18 protein-coding genes are annotated in these 15,667 nt (G+C 74.1%); 12 read left to right on the plus strand and 6 right to left on the minus strand.

Going from position 1 to position 15,667, the window contains the following annotated elements; all coding sequences use genetic code 11:
* Positions 1–274: 274 nt before the first annotated feature.
* Positions 275–571, minus strand: coding sequence for a hypothetical protein (locus tag QOZ88_RS22690; protein ID WP_306001947.1), 297 nt, complete (start codon positions 569–571; stop codon positions 275–277).
* Between the two features lie 77 nt (positions 572–648).
* Here QOZ88_RS22690 and QOZ88_RS22695 point away from each other — a divergent pair, with 77 nt between their 5' ends.
* The 3 genes from QOZ88_RS22695 to QOZ88_RS22705 are packed head-to-tail and all read left to right on the plus strand — an operon-like array spanning position 649 to position 4,636.
* A complete protein-coding gene (locus tag QOZ88_RS22695) occupies positions 649–1,836 on the plus strand; it encodes an RtcB family protein (RefSeq protein ID WP_306001948.1) in 1,188 nt (395 codons plus the stop codon).
* Positions 1,837–1,856: 20 nt separating this feature from the next.
* Positions 1,857–3,200, plus strand: a complete 1,344-nt coding sequence (locus QOZ88_RS22700) for an MFS transporter (protein ID WP_306001949.1) — start codon at positions 1,857–1,859, stop codon at positions 3,198–3,200.
* Positions 3,197–4,636 (plus strand): pyridoxal phosphate-dependent decarboxylase family protein, encoded by a 1,440-nt coding sequence (locus QOZ88_RS22705; RefSeq protein ID WP_306001950.1) that lies wholly within the window; start codon positions 3,197–3,199, stop codon positions 4,634–4,636. The genes QOZ88_RS22700 and QOZ88_RS22705 overlap by 4 nt, the downstream gene beginning before the upstream one ends.
* Here the strand turns inward: QOZ88_RS22705 and QOZ88_RS22710 are convergent.
* Complete coding sequence (locus tag QOZ88_RS22710) at positions 4,626–5,819, minus strand: NAD(P)-dependent malic enzyme (protein ID WP_306001951.1); 1,194 nt, start codon at positions 5,817–5,819, stop codon at positions 4,626–4,628. The genes QOZ88_RS22705 and QOZ88_RS22710 overlap by 11 nt on opposite strands.
* Before the next feature lie 53 nt (positions 5,820–5,872).
* Between QOZ88_RS22710 and QOZ88_RS22715 the strand changes: the two genes are divergently transcribed.
* On the plus strand, positions 5,873–6,475 hold the full coding sequence (locus tag QOZ88_RS22715; protein WP_306001952.1) for a dTDP-4-dehydrorhamnose 3,5-epimerase family protein: 603 nt from the start codon (positions 5,873–5,875) through the stop codon (positions 6,473–6,475).
* Here the strand turns inward: QOZ88_RS22715 and QOZ88_RS22720 are convergent.
* On the minus strand, positions 6,461–6,835 hold the full coding sequence (locus QOZ88_RS22720; RefSeq protein ID WP_306001953.1) for a S26 family signal peptidase: 375 nt from the start codon (positions 6,833–6,835) through the stop codon (positions 6,461–6,463). The two genes, QOZ88_RS22715 and QOZ88_RS22720, sit on opposite strands and share 15 nt — an antisense overlap.
* 51 nt (positions 6,836–6,886) lie before the next feature.
* On the opposite strand from QOZ88_RS22720, the gene sodN reads away from it, so the two are divergent.
* The 6 genes from sodN to QOZ88_RS22750 all read left to right on the plus strand — a co-directional run bounded on the left by sodN (position 6,887) and on the right by QOZ88_RS22750 (position 10,802).
* Positions 6,887–7,291: a superoxide dismutase, Ni gene (gene sodN, locus QOZ88_RS22725; RefSeq protein WP_306001954.1), complete on the plus strand. Its 405-nt coding sequence runs from the start codon at positions 6,887–6,889 to the stop codon at positions 7,289–7,291.
* A 245-nt stretch (positions 7,292–7,536) separates the two neighbouring features.
* Positions 7,537–7,950 carry a VOC family protein gene (locus tag QOZ88_RS22730; RefSeq protein WP_306001955.1) on the plus strand — a complete coding sequence of 138 codons (414 nt, stop codon included), beginning with the start codon at positions 7,537–7,539 and terminating at the stop codon, positions 7,948–7,950.
* A gap of 82 nt (positions 7,951–8,032) precedes the next feature.
* Positions 8,033–8,710, plus strand: coding sequence for a phosphatidylserine decarboxylase (locus QOZ88_RS22735; protein WP_306001956.1), 678 nt, complete (start codon positions 8,033–8,035; stop codon positions 8,708–8,710).
* Between the two features lie 8 nt (positions 8,711–8,718).
* Entirely contained in the window at positions 8,719–9,516 is a 798-nt protein-coding gene (pssA, locus tag QOZ88_RS22740) for a CDP-diacylglycerol--serine O-phosphatidyltransferase (RefSeq protein WP_306001957.1), read from the plus strand.
* Entirely contained in the window at positions 9,513–9,995 is a 483-nt protein-coding gene (locus QOZ88_RS22745; protein ID WP_306001958.1) for a GNAT family N-acetyltransferase, read from the plus strand. The genes pssA and QOZ88_RS22745 overlap by 4 nt, the downstream gene beginning before the upstream one ends.
* A gap of 24 nt (positions 9,996–10,019) precedes the next feature.
* A complete protein-coding gene (locus tag QOZ88_RS22750) occupies positions 10,020–10,802 on the plus strand; it encodes an HAD-IIA family hydrolase (protein WP_306001959.1) in 783 nt (260 codons plus the stop codon).
* Between the two features lie 16 nt (positions 10,803–10,818).
* Here QOZ88_RS22750 and QOZ88_RS22755 read toward each other — a convergent pair whose 3' ends face one another.
* Complete coding sequence (locus QOZ88_RS22755) at positions 10,819–11,301, minus strand: hypothetical protein (RefSeq protein WP_306001960.1); 483 nt, start codon at positions 11,299–11,301, stop codon at positions 10,819–10,821.
* 88 nt (positions 11,302–11,389) lie between these two features.
* Here QOZ88_RS22755 and QOZ88_RS22760 point away from each other — a divergent pair, with 88 nt between their 5' ends.
* Together QOZ88_RS22760 and QOZ88_RS22765 are read left to right on the plus strand one after the other, a co-directional pair.
* A complete protein-coding gene (locus QOZ88_RS22760) occupies positions 11,390–12,415 on the plus strand; it encodes a diacylglycerol/lipid kinase family protein (protein ID WP_306001961.1) in 1,026 nt (341 codons plus the stop codon).
* A 279-nt stretch (positions 12,416–12,694) separates the two neighbouring features.
* A complete protein-coding gene (locus QOZ88_RS22765) occupies positions 12,695–12,946 on the plus strand; it encodes a WhiB family transcriptional regulator (protein WP_091928851.1) in 252 nt (83 codons plus the stop codon).
* Between the two features lie 120 nt (positions 12,947–13,066).
* Here the strand turns inward: QOZ88_RS22765 and QOZ88_RS22770 are convergent, their stop codons facing one another.
* Both QOZ88_RS22770 and QOZ88_RS22775 read right to left on the minus strand, forming a co-directional pair.
* Positions 13,067–14,548: a sensor histidine kinase gene (locus QOZ88_RS22770; protein ID WP_306001962.1), complete on the minus strand. Its 1,482-nt coding sequence runs from the start codon at positions 14,546–14,548 to the stop codon at positions 13,067–13,069.
* Positions 14,549–14,577: 29 nt separating this feature from the next.
* Positions 14,578–15,558, minus strand: coding sequence for an IS481 family transposase (locus QOZ88_RS22775; RefSeq protein WP_306000740.1), 981 nt, complete (start codon positions 15,556–15,558; stop codon positions 14,578–14,580).
* Between the last annotated feature and the right edge of the window lie 109 nt (positions 15,559–15,667).

Consider the following 15,667-nt stretch of genomic DNA (forward strand, 5'->3'; position numbering starts at 1 on the left):
ACGGTCCCAAGGCGGCGAGCAACCTGACGACGGCTCCCACTCATGTGCTGCAACCGGGCCCGGCCTCGGCGGGCCGGCCCACTTCCCTCATCCGGGGCATCCGTGGCCAGGCCAGTGGTGGCAATCAGTCGGACGAGGCTCGACACGATCCCTCAAGATCGTCTCTCCCTCAGAGCCGCTTTCCTCGCCACCCACCGGACCAGCCGGGATGCTCATGCAACCCTGGAACCCCGAAGCTGATCAAGCACCGGAGCTCTTTACATGAGCCGCGTCCTCACGGGCGGGGGTTGGTCCGCGTCCAGCCGCGGTCGTCCCGCCGGGCACCCTGACCGGCCCGGCAGCGGCGGCACACCGACTGCACCTCTTCCGCGTGCCGCCCCGACTCCGGCTGCACGTCCGGCCAGCCGACGTGCGGGAAGCGGGTGAGGCGCGAGCGGCTCAGGGACAGCCCGCAGACCGTCTCGTTGCGCCCGCGCTCCCACGCGTGGACCTCCCCGGCGGGGTACCGGATACCGTCATCGGGGTCGACCCACTGGTCCGTCGCGGCCACCGCCGCCCTGCCCCCTGCCATGGGCGCACCCGTACCCGCGACCGGGCGCCCGGGTAAACCGGTCGCCGCGGACCCGCTCGCGCCGCAGAATCCTGGTGGTGGAGAGACTCTCGGACAAGCTGCTGAACTGGGCCAGCATCCTCGACGACGAGACCCGCCGGCAGGCGGAGCGCGCCGCCTCCCTCGACATCGTCGACCCCCACGTCGCCCTCATGCCGGACGCCCACCTGGGCAAGGGCGCCACCGTGGGCTCGGTGCTGCCCACCCGGCGGGCGATCATCCCGGCGGCGGTCGGCGTCGACATCGGCTGCGGCATGATCGCCGTCCGCACGCCCTGGTCGGTGGACGAGGTGCGGGGGCGCGGCCCGCTCGCGCCGCTGCGCGGCGACATCGAGCGCGCCGTCCCACTGTCGGCGGGCCGGTACAACAAGAAGCTGACCGAGACCGCCCGCCGCCGGGTCGCCGAACTCGAGGCGACGGCCGAGGAGCTCGGCGACCGCGTCCTGCACTCGGTGACGACGACGGCGCCGAACTGGGCGCTGCAGCTTGGCAGCCTGGGATCCGGGAATCACTTCGTCGAGGTGACCGCGGACGAGCAGGACCGCGTCTGGCTCTTCCTGCACTCCGGCAGCCGCGGGGTGGGCAACAAGATCGCCCAGAAGCACATCGCCATCGCCCGGGAGCGGGCGCGGCGCGACGGCCTCGACCTGCCCGATCGCGACCTCGCCTGGCTGGACGAGGGCACCCCGGAGTTCGACCGGTACATCGCCGAGCTGCGGTGGGCGCAGCACTTCGCGCTGCTCAACCGCGAGGAGATGATGGACCGCGTCGCCGACGCCCTGGCCCGGCACATGCGCGCCGACGCGACGCCCCGGCTGGAGCAGGTCAACTGCCACCACAACTTCACCCAGCACGAGCGGCACTTCGGCGAGGAGCTCTGGGTGTCGCGGAAGGGCGCCATCCAGGCGGAGAAGGGGCAGGCCGGGCTGATCCCCGGTTCGATGGGCACGGCCAGCTACGTGGTCGCCGGCCTGGGCAACGCGGAGTCGCTCAACAGCTCTCCGCACGGCGCCGGCCGGGTGTACTCGCGGTCGAAGGCCCGCAGGACCTTCACGCGGGCCCAGCTCGAGGAGTCGATGCGCGGCATCGAGTGGCGACACAGCGACGCCTTCCTCGACGAGATCCCCGCGGCGTACAAAGACGTCGACGTCGTCATGGCCGACGCCGCCGACCTGGTGGAGGTGCGGCACACGCTGCGCCAGCTGGTGAACGTGAAGGGCGACTGAACCGCTACGGTGCGGATCTTGTGACTGCCGTCTCATCGAGGCCCCGCCTGTCCCGGGGCACGCACCTGGGCTACGCCACGGGCTCGATCGGGACGGCCGCGTTCGGCACCGTGCCCGGGCTGCTGCTCCTGTACTACCTGACCGACGTGCTCGGCGTGGCCGCCGGGATCGCCGGCCTCGTGGTCTTCGCGCCCAAGGCCTGGGACGTGCTGCTCAACCCCTGGATCGGCAGCCGCTCGGACCGCACGGCCGGCCGCTGGGGGCCCCGCCGGCCGTGGATGCTGGCCGGCGGGATCACCCTGCCACCGCTGTTCGTCCTCGTCTTCGCCGGGCCCAGCGCCCCGCCGGCGGCGGCCGCGGTGTGGGTGGCGGTCACCTTCCTGCTGGCCGCCACCGCCTACGGCTGCTTCCAGGTGCCCTACGTCGCCCAGCCGGCCGAGATCACCGACGACCCCGACGAGCGGTCGACGTTGATGTCCTGGCGGGTCGCCGCCCTCGCGGTGGGCATCCTGCTCGCCGGTGCGGGAGCGCCCGCGGTCGTGGACGCATTCGGGGACGGCCGCGGCGGCTACCTCGCCATGGCGGTGTTCGTCGCCGCGCTGCTGGCCCTGGGCATGCTCGGGGCCGTCGTCGGCACCCGGAACGCACCGACGCTGACCCGGGTGCGCACCGAGGGCCGGCTGCTCGCCACGCTCCGGCTGGCGTGGAAGGCGCGACCGTTCCGGGTGCTGCTCACCGGCTTCGTCGTCCAGGCGCTCGGCATCGGCGTGATGCTGGCCGGGGTGCCGTACTACTCCGAGCAGGTGCTCGGCGACCCGGCCGCGGGCACGCTGCTGTTCGCCGCGCTGGTGGGCCCGGCGATCCTGGTCATGCCCGTGTGGCTGCGGGTCGGCCGCCGGGTCGGCAAGCGCGCCGGGCTGCTCGCCGCGTCGCTGCTGTTCACCGGGGCGGCGGGCGCGCTCGCCGTCGTCCCCGAGAGCGGCACGGGTGCGGCGGTCGCCCTCGTGGCGCTGGTCGGCGTCGGCTACGCGGGCATGCAGATGTTCCCGCTGGCGATGCTGCCCGACGTCATCGCCGCCGACGAGGCCTCCTCCGGCGCGCGCCGGGCGGGCGTCTTCACCGGCGTCTGGACGGCGGCCGAGACCCTGGGCCTCGCCATCGGGCCGGGCCTGCTCGGCGGCCTGCTCGCCCTCGCGGGCTACGTCTCCTCCACCGGCGACGAGGTGGTGGCGCAGTCGGGCGGCGCCGTCCTCGCCGTGCGGGTCGGCTTCACCCTCGTCCCCGCGCTGTTCGTGCTCGCCAGCCTGCCCGTGCTCGCCCGCTACCGGCTCGATGCCGTGCCCACCCAGGAGGTCCCCGCGTGACGCCCCAGGACGTGCTCGCCGAGCTCACCGCGCTGCAGCGCGACGACGTGCCCACCCACGGCGGGGCGACGATGGCCTACGTCTACGACTCCGGGCGCACCGAGGTCGACGAGCTCGCCGCGGCCGCGCAGGCCGCGTTCCAGTGGACCAACGCCCTCGATCCGACCGCCTTCCCCAGCGTCGCGCGCATCGAGAACGACCTCGTCGGCGCCGCGCTCGAGCTGCTGGGCGGCGGGCCGGACGCCGTCGGGACGCTCACCAGCGGCGGTACGGAGAGCTGCGCGCTCGCCGTGCTCGCCGCCCGCGAGCAGTGGCGCGCCCGGGGCGGGGCGGGGCGGCCCCGGATGCTGCTGCCCGTGACGGCCCACGCCGCGTTCCGCAAGGCCGCGCACCTGTTCGGCGTCGAGGTCGTGGACATCCCCGTCGACCCGGAGACCTGCCGCGCCGACCCCTCGGCGGTGGTGCGGCAGCTGGACGAGCGCACGGTGCTGGTGGTCGTCAGCGCGCCGTCCTACCCGCACGGCGTGCTGGACCCGGTGGGCCGGATCGCGGGGCTCGCGGCCGGTGCCGGCGTCCCCTGCCACGTGGACGCCTGCATCGGCGGGTGGGTGCTCCCGTTCCTCGACGACGTCCCCGAGCCCTTCGACCTCTCCGTGCCGGGGGTGACGTCGCTGTCGGTGGACCTGCACAAGTACGGCTACGCACCCAAGGGCGTGTCGGTCCTGCTCACCGCCACCCCGGAGCTGCGGCACGCGCACTGGTTCAGCACCGCCGGCTGGCCGGGCTACCCCGTGGTCAACCCGACGCTGGCCGGCACCCGCCCCGCCGGGGTCATGGCGGCGGCGTGGGCGGTGCACCGGTGGCTGGGCACCGACGGGTACCGGGACCTGGCCCGCCGGGCGCGGGAGGCCACGGTCCGGCTCGCCGCCGGTGCCGCCGCCGTCGACGGGCTCCGGGTGGTCGGCCGGCCGGTGGCGACGCTGGTCGCCCTGGCCGCGGACGGCCCCGACGGCGTCGACGTGCTCCACCTCGCCGACGAGATGACGGCGCGCGGCTGGCTGCTGCAGCCGCAGCCACCCTTCGCCCAGGACGTCGGCGACCTGCCGGCCACCCTGCACCTCACCGTCACGGCCGCCACAGCCGACCGGGTGGAGGCCCTGCTGTCCGATCTCCGCGGCGCGGCGCGGGCGGCCGCAGCGCTGCCCCGGCCGGTCCCCGACCCCGGGCTGGTGGCCGCGGCCGCCACGATCGACCCGGCGGCGCTGTCGGTGGCCGAGGTCGAGGCTTTGCTGGAGCTGGCCGGCGTCTCCGGCGGATCGCTGCCCGAGCGGATGGCACCGGTGCACGCGCTGGTGGCTGCCCTCCCCCGGCCGGTCGCCGAGCGGCTGCTCGCCGGTGTGCTGGGCCGGGTCTACCGCCCCGCGCTCAGCGGGTGACGCCCTGCTCCCGGGCGCAGGCGGCCACGGCCTCGGCGACGGCGGTCGCGACCCGGCGGTCAAGCGGGCTGGGCACGATGTAGTCGGCGCGCACCTCGTCGCCGACGACGCCGGCGATCGCGGCCGCCGCGGCGAGCTTCATCTCCTCGGTGATGCGCGTGGCGCCGGCGTCGATGGCGCCGCGGAAGACGCCCGGGAACGCGAGCACGTTGTTGATCTGGTTGGGCAGGTCGCTGCGGCCGGTGGCGACGACGGCGGCGTGCCTCGCGGCCATCTCCGGGTCCACCTCGGGCGTCGGGTTGGCGAGGGAGAAGACGATGCAGTTCTCGGCCATCGAGGCGATCGCCGCCTCGGGCACCGAACCACCGGAGACGCCGAGGTAGACGTCGGCCCCCTCGAGCGCGGAGACCATGGTGCCGGCGAACCCGGTCCGGTTGGTGTTCTCGACCAGCCACCGCTTGGTGCCCGTCACCTCGCGGCCGGCGTGCAGGACGCCCTGCGAGTCCGCGACGGCGATCTCCCCCACCCCCGCCTCCAGCAGGATCTTGGTGCAGGCGACGCCGGCCGCCCCGGCACCGGAGACGACCACCCGCAGGTCACCCAGCTCGCGGCCGACCACCCTCGCGGCGTTGCGCAGCGCGGCGAGCACGACGATCGCCGTCCCGTGCTGGTCGTCGTGCATGACCGGGATGTCCAGGCGCTCGCGCAGCCGCGCCTCGATCTCGAAGCAGCGAGGGGCGCTGATGTCCTCGAGGTTGATCCCGCCGAAGGATGGCGCGATCGCCGCGACCGTCTCGACGATCTCGTCGACGTCGGTGGTGGAGAGCACGATCGGCACCGAGGAGAGGCCGGCGAACTCGCTGAACAGGCAGGCCTTGCCCTCCATGACCGGTAGCGAGGCGGCCGGGCCGATGTCCCCCAGGCCGAGCACGGCGGTCCCGTCGGAGACGACGGCGACGACGCGGGGCGCCCAGGTGAACCGGCGGGCGAGGTCGGGCTCGGCGGCGATCGCGCTCGAGACCCGGGCGACCCCCGGGGTGTAGGTGAGGGCGAGGTCGGCGATCGAGCCGATGGAGCGGGTCGAGGACACGGAGAGCTTGCCGCCCTCGTGCACCGCGAACGCCGGGTCGTGGGCGAATCGGTCGGTGCCGACGTGGTCCCCGGAGGCCGGATTTCCGCTCATGGGCACAGCAGCGTAATCCCGGCCGGAGACCGCGCTGTCGCTACGGTGCGCTCGTGGAGATCCGCGAGCTCGCCGTGCCCGACAGTTTCGTGATCGACCTGACGCCGCACGGGGACACGCGGGGCCGTTTCACTGAGTGGTACCGCGCCGACCTGCTGTCCCAAGCAGTGGGACACCCGCTGACCCTCGCCCAGGCCAACCACAGCGTCTCGACCGCGGGCGTGCTGCGCGGCGTGCACTTCGCGCTCGTGCCCCCGGGGCAGGCCAAGTACGTCTACTGCCCCGCCGGGCGGGTGCTCGACGTCGTCGTCGACGTCCGGGTCGGCTCGCCGACGTTCGGCGCGCACGACAGCGTGCTGCTCGACAGCGAGCGGCCGCGGGCGGTGTACCTCGCCGAGGGGCTGGGGCACGCCTTCCTCGCCCTGGCCGACGGCAGCTCGGTCACCTACCTCGTCTCCTCCGGTTACGACCCGGGGCGGGAGTTCGGCGTCTCGCCCCTGGACCCCGACCTGGATCTGCCCTGGCCGTCGGACGTCGAGCTGGAGCTGTCGGCCAAGGACCGGGCGGCGCCGACCCTCGCCGAGGCACGCGAGCAGGGCCTGCTGCCGACGATGGCCGAGTGCGCGGCGCGGTACGCCGAGCTACGGCAGGGCTGACGGCGGGGCGGCGGGCAGCCGGCCGGGGCGGGGCCACAGCCGGCCGACCACCCGCCCCACGACGACGGCGGCCCCGAAGGCGCGGCTGTCGTCGGCCACGAACGGGTTGTCCCCTTCGACCCAGTGCCCGCCCTCGACGGTGCGCCGCACCCGCTTGACCACCAGCAGCTCCGGGCGGGCCGGGAACCGGGCCAGGACGACGTCGCCCGGGCGGACCCGGCCACCGGCGCGCACGCGGCGGGCGAGCAGCCGGTCACCGGAGCGCACGGTCGGGGACATCGACGGACCGCTGACCCGCACCAGGGCCCACGCGCTGGGCAGCGGAGCTGCGATCTCTCCCGAACTGTCGCCGTCGATCACCGCGAGTAGGGTCGCAGACGACACAACCCCACGATCCCCGGAGGCATATCCATGCGTCTCACCCGCATGTTCTCCGCCGTGGAGGCCACCGCGCACTGCGACCTCCCCTGCGGCGTCTACGACCCGGCCCAGGCCCGCATCGAGGCGGAATCGGTCAAGGGCATCCAGGAGAAGTACCAGGGCAACGAGGACCCGGTCTTCCGCACCCGCGCCATCCTGATCAAGGAGCAGCGGGCGGAGCTCGTCAAGCACCACCTGTGGGTGCTGTGGACCGACTACTTCAAGCCCCCGCACTTCGAGAAGTACCCGCAGCTGCACGAGCTGTTCAACAAGGCCACCAAGCAGGCGGGCGCAGCCGGCGGCAAGGGCAGCATGGACCCCGCCGAGGGCCAGAAGCTGCTCGACTACATCGCCGAGATCGACAAGATCTTCTGGGAGACCAAGGCCGCGGCCTGAACGAACACCTGCAGCTCACCGGCCGGCACCCCTCGGGGTGCCGGCCGGTGGCGTCCGCGCACGCGACGACGTCCCGGGCGCAGCGTTGCTCCCCAGGCGGCCAGGACCGCCGCGCAGGTGGCCGGTGAGGGGCCGCCGCCCCGCGCACCGACGACGCCCCGCGCACCGACGAGGCCTCGCACACCGATGAGTTCGCGATCCCGGTCCGGTCTCCAGCTCCGAAGTCCCCGACCCGAGGAGCAACCATGGCCGTCCGCCTCAACCCCTACCTGCACTTCGCCGGCGACGCCCGCGCCGCGATGGAGTTCTACCGCTCCGTCCTCGGCGGGGAGCTGGAGGTGATGACCTTCGGCGACGCCGGCGGCGGGGGCGGCGAGTACCCGGACGACGGCGTCATGCACGCCTACCTCCGCACCGACGCCGGCCTGGAGCTCATGGCCTCCGACGGGCACGACCCGCAGGCGGGCGGACCGGGCAAGGTCTCGTGCTCCCTCTCCGGTGACGACACCGAGACCCTCACCCGGTGGTTCGAGGGGCTCGGGGCGGGCGGCACCGTGGACGTGCCGTTCGAGAAGCAGATGTGGGGGGACACGTTCGGGCAGGTCACCGACCGGTTCGGCATCCGCTGGCTGGTGAACGCCGCCACACCCGTCTCCTGAGCCCCGGGCGTCGTCGCGGGGCCCGGCGGTCCGACGACGACGCGGCCCCCGCCCTGCCGCCACCGGTAGCGTGGGGGCCACCATGCGCATCGACCCCGCCGGCTGGCCCTTCATCGCCGGCCCGCTGACCCCGGCCGCCCTGCTCGCCGCGGGAGCCCGGGTCACGGGCCGCCGCTGGCCACGCCTGGCCGCCTGGCCCCTGCTCGGACTGTCCGCCTACATGGCGGTCTTCTTCCGCGACCCCGACCGCCGGTGCGACACCACGCCCCCCGGTCCGGACGACGTCCTCTCCCCCGCCGACGGCGTCGTCATGGTCGCCGGCGAACCGCAGGAGGGCGTCGCGCCCGGCGGCGCCCCCGAGGGTGGCTGGCAGCAGGTGAGCGTCTTCCTGTCGGTGGTCGACGTGCACGTGAACCGCTCGCCCTACCGTGGCGAGGTCGTGGAGAGCTCCTACCGCAAGGGCAGCTTCCTGGCGGCCTACCGCAAGGAGTCGGCGCACCGCAACGAGCGCAGCGAGATCCGGCTCCGCGACGGCGACCGCACGGTGGTCTTCCGGCAGATCGTGGGCGTGCTGGCGCGCCGGATCGTGACCCGCACCGGGGTCGGCCGCTCGCTGGCGACGGGGGAACGGATGGGGCTGATGAAGTTCGGCTCGCGCATGGACGTGTTCGTGCCGCGCGAGTGCACCATCACCGTGACGGCGGGACAGCGCGTGCGGGGCGGCGAGACCGTCATCGCCCGCTGGCCCGCCACCCGCTGAGGCCCCCGGTGCCGACACGGCGCACGGCCACCGTGGAGTTCGTGCGGGGTTCGGTGCGCGGTACCCGCCGGCGGGCGCTGGCCACCCTGCCCAGCCTGTTCACCCTCGGCAACATGCTGTGCGGCTTCGCCGCGATCCTGGTCTCCATCCGCGGCCAGTACACCCTGGCCGCGGTGCTGATCGGGCTCTCCGTGCTGTTCGACATCACCGACGGCGCCGTCGCCCGGCTGGTGGGGGCGGTGACCCCCTTCGGCCTGCAGTTCGACTCGCTCGCCGACCTGGTGTCCTTCGGTCTGGCGCCGGCGCTGCTGGCCTTCACGTTGTTCTCCGAGGGCCGCGACGAGTGGGACCCGCTGGGCTGGGTGGTCTGCTTCCTGTGGGTGGCGTGCGCGGCGATCCGGCTCGCCCGGTTCAACACCACGATCGACCCCACCGCCGACAAGCGGTACTTCACCGGCATGCCGAGCCCCGGTGCCGCGGGCGTCGTCCTCGCGTCGGTGTTCGCGTTCGGCGACGACATGCAGGGTCGCGACCGGCTCTGGGTGCTGCTGGTCGTCGCCGTCCCGGCGGTGCTGATGGTCACCAACATCCGGTTCCGCTCCTTCCGGTCGCTGGTCAGCCCGAAGAGCGGCCGCCCGTACGGCCTGGTCGCCACCGCGGTGCTGCTGGTGATCGGCTTCGCGCTGTTCCCCGTCGTCACCGGCTGCGTGCTGGCCTACGGCTACCTGCTGGCCCCGGTCCTGGTGCCGGCGCTCTTCCCGTTGGGCCGGCTGGTGCCCACCCGGCTGAAGGAGGCGCTGTCGTGAGCGTGCGACCGGTCCGCCCCGAGGACGTCCCCGCCGTCGTGGGCCTGGTGCGCGAGCTCGCCGAGTACGAGCGGGCGCTGCACGAGGTCCGGCTCACCGAGGAGCAGCTCGCTACCTGCCTGTTCGGCGACTCCCCCGCCCTCTTCGGCCACGTCGCCGAGGTCGGGGGCGAGGTCGTCGGCACCGCGCTGTGGTTCCTCAACTTCTCCACCTGGCGCGGCACGCACGGGGTGTACCTCGAGGACCTCTACGTGCAGCCGCGGCACCGGGGCGCCGGCCTGGGCAAGGAGCTGCTGCGCACGCTGGCGCAGGTGTGCGTCGAGCGCGGCTACTCCCGGCTGGAGTGGTCGGTGCTGGACTGGAACACGCCGTCGATCGAGTTCTACCGGGCCGCCGGCGCCGTCCCGACGGACGAGTGGACCGTGTTCCGCCTCACCGACGACGCGCTCGCCTCGTTCGCCTCCGCCGACCGATCCTGACCGCGCGGCGCTAGCGTTCGTCCCGTGACCACCGAGCGCGGACCGATCGAGTGCTGGCTGACCGACATGGACGGCGTCCTCGTCCACGAGGGGAACGCCCTGCCCGGCGCCAGGGACTTCCTCGACCGTCTGGTCGAGCGGCGGCGACGGTTCCTCGTGCTCACGAACAACTCCATCTTCACGCCGCGCGACCTCGCGGCCCGGCTCAGCCGCACCGGCCTGCTCGTGCCCGAGGAGGCGATCTGGACCTCGGCGCTGGCGACCGCGGACTTCCTCGCCACGCAGCTGCCCGGCGGCTCGGCGTACGTCATCGGCGAGGCCGGGCTCACCACCGCGCTGCACGAGGTCGGGTACGTCATGACCGACACCGACCCGGACTACGTCGTCCTCGGGGAGACGCGCACGTACTCGTTCGAGGCGATCACCCGGGCGATCCGGCTGGTGGGCAACGGCGCACGGTTCATCGCGACCAACCCCGACGTCACCGGCCCCTCCCCCGAGGGCCCGCTCCCGGCGACCGGGTCGGTGGCCGCGATGATCACCGCGGCGACCGGCGCGAAGCCCTACTTCGTCGGCAAGCCGAACCCGATGATGTTCCGCAGCGCGATGAACCGGATCGAGGCGCACTCCGAGTCCACGATGATGGTCGGGGACCGGATGGACACCGACGTCGTCGCCGGCATCGAGGCCGGGCTGGAGACGGTGCTGGTGCTCTCCGGCTCGACCGCGGCGCACGAGGTGAGCCGCTTCCCGTTCCGCCCGAGCCGGGTCTGCGACTCGATCGCGGACGTGATCGACCTGGTGTGAGGAGCTCGTCCGGGGTTCAGCTGTCCTCGTAGGCCAGGCGCGAGTCGGGCGCGGCCAGCAGGTAGAGCACCGCCGCGACCGAGGCCAGGATCGGCAGCCCGATCAGCGGCTGCTGGGCCGAGAAGGCGAACGTGAAGCCGGTCAGCCCCAGGAACAGCTGCAGGGCCACCACCGGCCCACGGGCCCAGGCGGCCACCCGCCAGAGCCCTCGTGCGGCGGCCAGGAGGACGCCCGCGGCCAGCGCCGCCAGCACCACCTCGGCGACGGCGCGCGGCACGCTCTCCGGGTTCCCGGTCAGCGTGAGGTAGAGCAGCACCAGCGCCCCGACGGCGAGGACCACGCCTTCCAGCGCGACGACGAGCGCCGCCCGGCGCAGCGACGGCGGCGCCTGCGTCACCGGTTCGGCCGGACGCGGCGCCGGCTGCGCCGCCGTGGCACCGAACAGCCGGTCGGCGAGGCGACGGGGCGGCGGGGCGGGTGTGCCGCGATCCTCGGTCACGACGGCGAGACTACGCGGCCGGGCGCTGCTCCCCGTCCGCGCCGGCTTCCTCCCACGTGCCCGGTGACCCGCTGGTTAGCCTGGCGGCATGCGCGCGCTCGTGGTCGTCAACCCTGCGGCCACGACCACCACCGCCAAGATGCGCAACGTGCTCGTCGGCGCCCTCGCCAGCGAGCTGAAGGTCGACGTCGCCGAGACCACGCACCGCGGGCACGGCCACGAGCTGGGCGCCCGGGCCACCGCCGACGGCATCGACGTCGTCGTCGCGCTCGGGGGCGACGGCACGGTCAACGAGGTGGTCAACGGCCTTCTCGGCCTGGGGCCCGGGCCGGGCGTGCCCGCGCTGGCGGTCGTGCCCGGTGGGTCGACCAACGTGTTCTCCCGGGCCCTCGGCCGGTCGCGGGACCCAGTGGAGGCGACCGCGGAGATCCTCGCCTCGCTGCGCGCCGGCCGGACCCGCTCGGTCTCGCTGGGCACCGCGAGCGCCACCGGCACCAGCACCGCGGCGGTCACCGGGGTGGCGCCGGCGGCGGCGGAGGCGGTCGCCCGGGCCGACGCCGACGCCGACGGCCCGGGGTGGACCGATCCCCGCTGGTTCGTGTTCGCCGCGGGCTTCGGGTTCGACGCCGAGGTCATCGCCCGGATCGAGGCACACCGCGCCCGGGGACGGCGGTCGACCGGCGCCCTCTACGTCCGGGAGGGCACCAGCGCGTTCCTGTTCGGCCGCGAGCGGCGCCGGCCGGCGATGACCCTCCAGGTGCCGGGTCAACCGCCCGTGGAGCAGCTGTTCCTCTGCCTGGTCTCCAACGTCAGCCCCTGGACCTACCTGGGCGCCCGCCCGGTGAACCCGACACCGCAGGCCTCCTTCGACACCGGGCTGGACGTCTTCGCCCTGGGGCGCACCGGCACCGCCCGGATGCTGCGGGCGCTGCGCCAGACCATGCGCCCCGAGCCCGACCTGCGCGGACGCGGCCTGCACCGGTGGCACGACCTCCGTGAGCTCACCGTGACGGCCGTGCGGCCGCAGGGCTGGCAGCTCGACGGCGACCACCTCGGCACCGCCACGGGGGTCCGGATCACGAACGTCCCGCACGCGCTGCGCGTCATCGCCTGACGGCGGTTCCTTGAGCGTCCGGCCGTGGTTTTCCTCCTGCCGGGTGGCGGGCCTAGCACGGGCGTGGTGAGGTTGCTCACGCGGGGGTTGGCGTCGACCCCGAATCGCTTGACAGGCGTCCGGCACGTGAAAACATCGCTGCTGGAACGCAACCTGCCGGTAACAACGCAGGCAGTCGCTGCCGCCATGGCGCTGGGTGACCGGTGTCGGCCCGGCGATGGCAGACCGAGCAAGGCGACTGACGTACCGACCGCAGACGACATCGAGGAGTACAACGCCATGGACTGGCGCCACCGCGCGCTCTGCCGGGACGAGGATCCGGAGCTGTTCTTCCCGATCGGGACGACCGGCCCCGCGCTCGTCCAGATCGAGCAGGCCAAGGCCGTGTGCCAGCGCTGCCCGGTGGTCTCGTCGTGCCTGGACTGGGCCCTGCGCTCGGGCCAGGACTCCGGTGTCTGGGGTGGGCTCTCCGAGGACGAGCGACGCGCGCTGAAGCGTCGGCAGGCTCGCACCCGGGTCCACACCGCCTGACCGCGGAGCACGACCGCGCCGCCGGCGGCGACCGCACCACCGCAGTCGCACCGACCGCCACGAGGCCGGTCCGGGATCTCCCGGGCCGGCCTCGGCGCCGTCCGGGGGTCGGAACACGGGTCAGCGCCGCGGCCAGGTGCTCCCGGGGAGCGTCAGCACGACCTCGGTGCCCGACCGGCCCTCCAGCGGACCCATCGTCAGGCTCCCGCCCAGCTCGCTGGTGACCAGCGTGCGCACGATCTGCAGCCCGAGCCCGTCGCTCGCGGCGGGGTCGAAGTCCGGCGGCAGCCCCCGGCCGTCGTCCCGGACCCGGACCCGGAGATCGCCCCCGTCGCGCTCGGCGACCAGCTCGATGACCCCCGGCTCGCCCTCGGGGAAAGCGTGCTCCGCCGCGTTGTGCAGCAGCTCGGTCACCGCCAGCACCAGCGGCGTCGCCGCGGCCGCGGGCAGCTCCCCGAACGAGCCGGTCCGCCGGGTGCGGGCCGCCGGCCCCACGCTGGTGAGGTCACCGAGCATCGGCACCACCTGGTCGAGGACGTCGTCGACGTCGACCACGTCCTCCCGGCTGCCCGCGAGCGTCTCGTGCACCACGGCGATCGAGGCCACCCGTCGCACCGACTCCTCCAGCGCCGCCCGGGCCGCCGGCTCGGTCATCCTCCGGGCCTGCAGGCGCAGCAGCGCGGCGACCGTCTGCAGGTTGTTCTTCACCCGGTGGTGGATCTCCCGGATGGTCGCGTCCTTGGTCAGCAGCGCCCGGTCGCGCCGCCGGACGTCGGTCACGTCGCGGACCAGCACCAGCGCGCCGTGCTCGGCCCCGGGGGCCTGCAGCGGCAGGGCCCTCAGCAGCAGCGTCGCGCTGGCGCCCTCGACGTCGACGGGATCGAGGTAGCGCCCGCCGACCGCCGCGGTGATGCCCGCGGCCGCCGCCTCGCCGGCCACGCGGTCGGTCACCGCGCGGCACGTCACCTCCGCGAGGACGGCGCCGGCCAGGTCGCCGGCCACGCCGATCCGGCGGTACGCCGAGAGCGCGTTCGGGCTGGCGTAGGTGACCCGCCCGGCTCGGTCCAGGCGCACCAGCCCGTCGCCCACCCGGGGGCTCATCTCCGCGTCCTGCAAGGTGACCGGCGGGAAGGTGCCGGCGGAGACCATGAGGCAGAGGTCCGCGGCGATGTCGAGGTAGGTGAGCTCCAGCGTCGACGGCGACCTGGTCACCGCGAGGTTGGTGTCCTTCGCCAGCACGGCGATGCCCACGCCCTCGTGGCGCACCGGGATGACCTCGCGGCGGCGCGGGGTCGCCCCCGACCGGTCCGGCTCCCCGTCGGTGACGAGCCGGCCCTCGCGGAGCGCCGCGGCGAACGGACGTGCCCCGTCGGCGTCCACCTCGACGCCGACCATGTCCTCCGGCCTGCTCGTCGGTGCGGTGAGCGGGCGCACCTGGGCCACGCACCACCACGACCCGGACGACTGCGGCACCCACAGCGTCAGGTCGGCGAAGGCCAGGTCGGCCAGCAGCTGCCAGTCGGCCACCAGGCGCCGGGCGTGGTCGATCTGGGCGGGGCTGGAGGCCGTTCCGCGGGTGAGGCGCTCCGAGAGGCTGCTCATGGTGCCCCGAGCCTAGGTGTACCGAGCCATCAGGTTGGTGCCAGTCGGCTGATCGGGGGCTCCCCGCCGAGTGCGCTGTGGCGGCGTCGAGTGTTGTAGTGCTCCAGCCAGGGAGCAAGGGCGGCGGCGCGTTCGGCGTTGCTGGTGAAGGGCTGCCGGTAGGCCCACTCGGTGACCAGGGTGCGGTTGAGGCGTTCGACCTTGCCGTTCTGCCACGGGCAGTGCGGTCGGATGAACTTCTGGCGGGCCCCGAGCGCGGCGCAGACCTCGCGTAGGGAGTACTTGTAGGCCCAGGCGTTGTCGGTCATCACCCGCTCGATCCGGGTGATGCCGTGGGCGGTGAAGTAGGCCGCGGCCCGGGTCAGGAACGCCGCGCAGGTAGTGCCCTTCTCATCGGGCAGGATCTCGGAGTAGGCCAGCCGGGAGTGGTCATCGACCAGGGAGTGGACGTAGTCATAGCCGGGGCTGCGGTTCTCTGAGCGTTGGGCGCGGCTGCGGTCGGGGGTGACCGCGACGCGGCCGTGGGCCCGCCAGCCGCCGCCGTCGGGGATGCGCGCGAGCTTCTTCACGTCCATGTGCACCAGCTCGCCGGGCCGGGCCCGCTCGTAGCGGACCGCCGTCTGCTTCGAGAACCGGATCACCTCCCCGGTCATCGGGTCCAGCGCGGCCAGCCGGGGCTGCCCGTGGCGACGCAGCACACGGGACACCGTGCGGGCCGGCACGCCCAGCTCCGCCCCGATCCAGGCCGGGCCCCGGCGCTCGGCACCGCGCAGTTCGACGATGCGCTGCTCGGTCTCGGCCGTCGTGCGCCGCGGGCTGGTGTGCGGGCGGGACGACCGGTCGACCAGCCCGGCCTCGCCCTCGTCCTGGTAGCGGGTGATCCAGGTTCGCACGCATTTGCGGGAGAGCCCCATCGCCGCGGCGATGTGCGCCTTCGTCCACCCGTTCTGCCACCGCGCGACGATCAGTTTCCGGCCATGGAACGTGGTGCGGGCATTACCGTGGGACACGAGAACCTCCGGGCGGATGTGGGCCTTAGACAAGCCACACCCCACTCGGAGGTTCTCCTGCGTGCAACCCCGACCGCCGTCACCAACGTCCTGGCCGGGTACACCTAGG

This window comes from Blastococcus carthaginiensis (assembly GCF_030731085.1).
GTDB classification, from domain to species: Bacteria; Actinomycetota; Actinomycetes; order Mycobacteriales; family Geodermatophilaceae; genus Blastococcus; species Blastococcus carthaginiensis.

Coding starts and splice junctions, on each gene's coding strand:
- sodN (WP_306001954.1), top strand. CDS start 6,887: ATGCGTCTCACCCGCATGTTCTCCGCCGTGGAGGCCACCGCGCACTGC.
- QOZ88_RS22710 (WP_306001951.1), bottom strand. CDS start 5,819: ATGAGCGGAAATCCGGCCTCCGGGGACCACGTCGGCACCGACCGATTC.
- QOZ88_RS22730 (WP_306001955.1), top strand. CDS start 7,537: ATGGCCGTCCGCCTCAACCCCTACCTGCACTTCGCCGGCGACGCCCGC.
- QOZ88_RS22770 (WP_306001962.1), bottom strand. CDS start 14,548: ATGAGCAGCCTCTCGGAGCGCCTCACCCGCGGAACGGCCTCCAGCCCC.
- QOZ88_RS22735 (WP_306001956.1), top strand. CDS start 8,033: ATGCGCATCGACCCCGCCGGCTGGCCCTTCATCGCCGGCCCGCTGACC.
- QOZ88_RS22765 (WP_091928851.1), top strand. CDS start 12,695: ATGGACTGGCGCCACCGCGCGCTCTGCCGGGACGAGGATCCGGAGCTG.
- QOZ88_RS22690 (WP_306001947.1), bottom strand. CDS start 571: ATGGCAGGGGGCAGGGCGGCGGTGGCCGCGACGGACCAGTGGGTCGAC.
- QOZ88_RS22760 (WP_306001961.1), top strand. CDS start 11,390: ATGCGCGCGCTCGTGGTCGTCAACCCTGCGGCCACGACCACCACCGCC.